The 4,646-nt window shown below is 69.3% G+C and carries 5 protein-coding genes; 1 reads left to right on the top strand and 4 read right to left on the bottom strand.

Annotation, left to right across the window (positions count from 1 at the left end; all coding sequences use genetic code 11):
- A partial coding sequence (locus A5713_RS23660) for a CoA transferase (protein WP_068098582.1) occupies positions 1 to 928 on the top strand: 928 nt, incomplete at its 5' end.
- Positions 929 to 932: 4 nt separating this feature from the next.
- Here the strand turns inward: A5713_RS23660 and A5713_RS23655 are convergent.
- The 4 genes from A5713_RS23655 to A5713_RS23640 all read right to left on the bottom strand — a co-directional run.
- Positions 933 to 1,373: a response regulator gene (locus tag A5713_RS23655; RefSeq protein WP_067205287.1), complete on the bottom strand. Its 441-nt coding sequence runs from the start codon at positions 1,371 to 1,373 to the stop codon at positions 933 to 935.
- Positions 1,370 to 2,902 carry a CHASE3 domain-containing protein gene (locus tag A5713_RS23650; RefSeq protein WP_082973126.1) on the bottom strand — a complete coding sequence of 511 codons (1,533 nt, stop codon included), beginning with the start codon at positions 2,900 to 2,902 and terminating at the stop codon, positions 1,370 to 1,372. Before A5713_RS23650 ends, A5713_RS23655 begins: the two co-directional genes overlap by 4 nt.
- 71 nt (positions 2,903 to 2,973) lie before the next feature.
- A complete protein-coding gene (locus A5713_RS23645; protein WP_067924943.1) occupies positions 2,974 to 4,167 on the bottom strand; it encodes a PP2C family protein-serine/threonine phosphatase in 1,194 nt (397 codons plus the stop codon).
- Between the two features lie 137 nt (positions 4,168 to 4,304).
- On the bottom strand, positions 4,305 to 4,646 hold a 342-nt coding region (locus A5713_RS23640; protein ID WP_255398450.1), incomplete at its 5' end, for an acyl-CoA dehydrogenase family protein.

Below are 4,646 nucleotides of genomic sequence, written 5' to 3'. Positions count from 1 at the left end.
CCTGCGGCTGGTCGACACCGCCGACGTGGTGCTGGAGGGGTTTCGTCCCGGCGTGATGGAGCGCATGGGCCTGGGCCCCGACGACCTGCGCGCCCGCAACCCGAGGCTGATCTACGCGCGGCTGTCGGCCTACGGCGGCAACGGCCCGCACGGCAGCAGGCCGGGCGTGGACCTGATGGTCGCGGCCGAGTCGGGCATGACCACCGGGATGCCGACGCCGACCGGCAAGCCGCAGATCATCCCGTTCCAGCTGGTCGACGCCGCCAGCGGGCACGTGCTGGCCCAGGCGGTGCTGGCCGCGCTGCTCAACCGGGAGCGCCATGGCGTGGCCGACGTGGTGCGTGTCGCCATGTACGACGTCGCGGTCAACCTGCAGGCCGGGCAGCTCACCATCCACCTCAACAAGCCGGCCGAGGCGCCCAAGCCCGACGCCACACCGAAACCCAAGAAGCGCAAGGGAGTTGGTTTCGCGACGCAACCGTCGGACGCGTTCAAGGCGGCCGATGGGTACCTGGTGATCAGTGCGTATGTGCCCAAGCACTGGGCCAAGCTGTGCGAGATCATCGGCCGCCCGGACCTGCTGACCGACGAGCGGTTCATCGACCAGCGTTCGCGCGCAATGAATTACGCCGAGCTGACCGAGGAACTCGAGGCGGCGCTGGCCGCCAGGACCGCGGCCGAGTGGGTTGAGCTGCTCCAGGAAGGCGGCCTGATGGCCTGCCTGGCCTACACCTGGAAGCAGGTGGTGGACACCCCGCTGTTCGCGGAGAACGAGCTCGCGCTGCGGGTGGGCAGCGGCGAGGACTCGGTCACGGTGGTCCGCATGCCGGCGCGCTACTCGAGCTTCGACGCGGTGGCCACCGATCCCCCGCCCGCGCCCGGGCAGCACAACGACGCGTTCCTGAACGCGCCGCAGACCACGCCGTAGGCCGTCACAGGCTGGGCAGCCGCACCACCTGGACGAAGAACTCGTCGATCTGCCGGACCGCCTTCATGAACTGGTCCAGGTCGACCGGCTTGGTCACATAGGCGTTGGCGTGCAGCTTGTAGCTGCGCAGGATGTCCTCCTCCGCCGAGGAGGTGGTGAGCACGACGACCGGGATGCGGGCCAGGTCCGGGTCGGACTTGATCTTCTCCAGCAGTTGGCGGCCGTCGTATTTAGGCAGGTTCAGGTCCAGCAGGATGAGGTCGGGCCGCGGCGCGTCCTCGAACTTGCCGCGCTGGTAGAGGTAGTCGAGTCCCTCCTCCCCGTCGTGCGCCACGTGCAGCCGGTTCTTGAGTTTGTTGTGCTCGAACGCTTCTCGCGTGATGAGCTCGTCCCCCGGGTCGTCCTCGACGAGCAGGATGTCGATCGCTCTGCCCTCTGATGTCACTGATGCGCTCCTTCCAAAGCGGCTGAGTCTGCGTGCTCGGCGGGCTCGGGCCCGGCCATGGGCAGGGTGAACTCGAACCGCGTCCCCTCGGTGCGGGACGTGTCGATCCGAATGGTGCCGCCATGGTGCTCGACGATCTTCTTGACCAGGGCGAGCCCGACGCCGGTCCCCGCGTACACATCGCGGCCGTGCAGGCGCTGGAAGATGACGAAGACCTTGTCGGCGAACTCGGCCGGGATGCCGATGCCGTTGTCCGACACGGTGATCACCCATTGGCCGTCGTGATTGCCGATGCCCGGAGCGCACTCGATGACGACGCGGGGCGGGCGATCCTTGTGCCGGAACTTCACCGCGTTGCCGACGAGGTTCTGCCACAGCATCGTCAGCAGCGTCGGGTCGCCCTTGATCTGCGGAAGGGCGTCGGGGCGCACGATTTCGGCCTGCGACTCATCGATCGCGACGGCCAGGTTGGCCAGGCCGGAATCCAGCGTCGCGTCGAGGTCCACATCGGTCTCGGTGGTGCCCAGCCGGCCGACGCGCGAGAACGTGAGCAGGTCGTTGATCAGCGCCTGCATCCGCTTGGCCCCGTCGACCGCGAAGCCGATGTATTCGATGCCCCGCTCGTCGAGCTTGTCGCCGTAGCGGCGCTCCAGCAGCTGGCAGAAGGAGGCGACCTTGCGCAGCGGCTCCTGCAGGTCGTGCGACGCGACATAGGCGAACTGCTCGAGTTCGGTGTTGGACCGGCGCAATTCGGCGGCCTGCTCGTCCAGTAGCGCCTGGGCCGACCGCGACACCTCGAGTTCCTCGACCATCCGCTTGCGCATGTTCTCCACGTCGATGGCCATGTCGCGAACGTCCTTGGGCCGCTTCGGCGCTGCGATGCTCTCCTCGAAGCTGCCCTGGGTGATCCGCCGGCACGCCGCGGCCAGCGCGGCGAGCGGACGGGCGACCGTGTCGCGGACCAGGAACCCCAGCAGCCCGGCCGTGATGAAGAACAGCAACACCATGGCGCCGAACACCCGGTCCCGCCAGGCGTCGGTGTGCTTGAGCTCGGCCGCGGCGGCCACCCGCGCCGCCGACAGGTTCGCGTTCTGCCTATCGAAAAGCGTTCTCAGATGGTCGAATTCGGTCTTTCCGCGCTCCGCCGACGGCTTGCTCGCGACGTTCTTGCCGTTGGGCAGCACCGTGGCGATGACCGGCTCGGCGTAGCTGGCCCGCCAGTTGGCGGCGGCGTCCTCGATGGCGGCGAGGTCGACGATGAGATCCGGGCGCTGACCCAGGCACCGCCGGATCTCTTCCGCCGCGGCCTGTTCGGCGTGTTGCCCGTCGTAGTACGGCGTGAGGAATTGCCGGTCCCCGGCCAACAGGTAGCCGCGGATTCCCGTCTCCTGGTCACGCAGCGCGGCCTGCAGCTGGAAGGCCGCCACGCGCGCCGGCTGGATGCTGTCGACGAGCTGGTCCGTCATGTCGTCCGTGCGGTTCAGCAGCGACGCGCCGACCAGCGCGCCGGCCAGCACCATGACGCCCATGCTGACCAGGACGAGGGCCTGCCATCCGCGCACGGTGAGCTGCGACAGCCGCAAGCGGCGCAACGTCGGGGTCACCTGGTGGTCCTTTCGACCCGCAGGACGGCGATGTCGTCGGTGAGCCCGCCTCGCGGCTGGGCGAGTTGCTGCGCCCCGTCGATGAGCGCGTCGACGAACTCCGGCCCCGGCCGGTTGGCGTGCGACCGGGCCAGCTCGAGCAGGCCGTCCTCGCCCAGGCGTTGGGCGCCCGGTCCCGAATACCCCTCGAACAGCCCGTCGGTGAGCAGCAGCAGGCCGTGACCCGGCGGCAGGTCCATCTCGTGCCGCGGCCAGTCGTCGTCGGCGCGCAGACCCAGCGCGGGGCCACCCGGCGGCTCCAGCCATTCGACGGTGCCGTCGCGCTGCAACAGCATCCCGGGATGGCCGGCCCGGATCGCGGTGATGCGCGAGCTGTCGGGCGGGATCTCCAGGCTCAGGACGGTCGCGAAAACCCCTGTGCCCGTTCGTTCGGAGTGCAGCACCCGCTCGAGCTGCCGCATCAGCTCCACGCCCTGCACGCCGGCGAAGGTGAGCGCGCGGAAGGCGATCCGCAGCGCCGCGCCCAGGGCGGCCTCGTGCGGCCCGTGCCCGGCGACGTCGCCGATCAGGACGTGGACCACCCGGTCGGGCGTCTGCACCACGTCGTAGAAGTCGCCGCACAGCAGCGCGTCCTCGCGGCTCGGCCGGTACCGGGCGACGATGTCGACGCCCGGGTTGTCCAGCAGCAGCGGGGACGGCAGCAGCCCGCGTTCCAGCAGCGCGTTCTCCCGGGCCCGCAGCCGGGTGGCGTGCAGGTCGGCGGCAATCAGCTCGGCACGCTTGCGCTCGATCGCGTACAGCAGCGCGCGCCGCAGCATCTCGGGTTCGACGCGACCCTTGACCAGGTAGTCCTGGGCGCCGGCGGCGACCGCGGAAGCCCCGAAGTACTCGTCGTTGAGCCCGGTCAGCACGACGATCGGCACCGTGGCGTCGCGCTTGGCGATGCGGTCCAGCGCGTCGATGCCGTTGGCGTCGGGCAGGTGCAGGTCCAGCAGCACGCAGTCGGGCCGGGCCGAGGCCAGTTCACGCTCGGCGTGGGCCATCGACTGCGCCCACACCACCCGGATGTCGGCGACCGCGTCAGCGATGAGGTCCTCCACCAGCACCGCGTCGGCGCGGTCGTCCTCCACCAACAGCAAAGACAAGGACTGCCAATTCGCCGCCGGGGTCACTGGAGCGCGCACCGGCATCAAGTCCCGGTCATCCGGGGATGCGCAGAGGACGCCACGCTGTTCACTTCAGACCCCCTGCCGCGGGCACGACTCATCGCACGACTCTACGTCCGGCCCTACCACCCCGGATGGTGAACCGCCGGAGATCCTATCGGTCAGCGCAGCAACGCCCGTGACATGACCACGCGCTGAATCTGATTGGTGCCTTCGTAGATCTGGGTGATCTTGGCGTCGCGCATCATCCGCTCGACCGGGAAGTCCACGGTGTAGCCGGCGCCGCCGAACAGCTGCACCGCGTCGGTGGTCACCTCCATCGCCACATCAGAGGCCCAGCACTTCGACGCCGCGGAGATGAACCCCAGGTTGGATTCGCCACGCTCGGCGCGCGCCGCCGCGTGATACACCATCAGCCGGGCCGACTCCAGCTTCATCGCCATGTCGGCCAGCATGAACTGCACGCCCTGGTTATCACTGATCGGGCGGCCGAACTGCTTGCG

Source organism: Mycobacterium sp. E2497 (assembly GCF_001668695.1).
Taxonomy (GTDB): Bacteria; Actinomycetota; Actinomycetes; order Mycobacteriales; family Mycobacteriaceae; genus Mycobacterium.
Note: the sequence above shows the minus strand (reverse complement) of the source record. Positions and strands in the feature narration are given on the sequence as shown.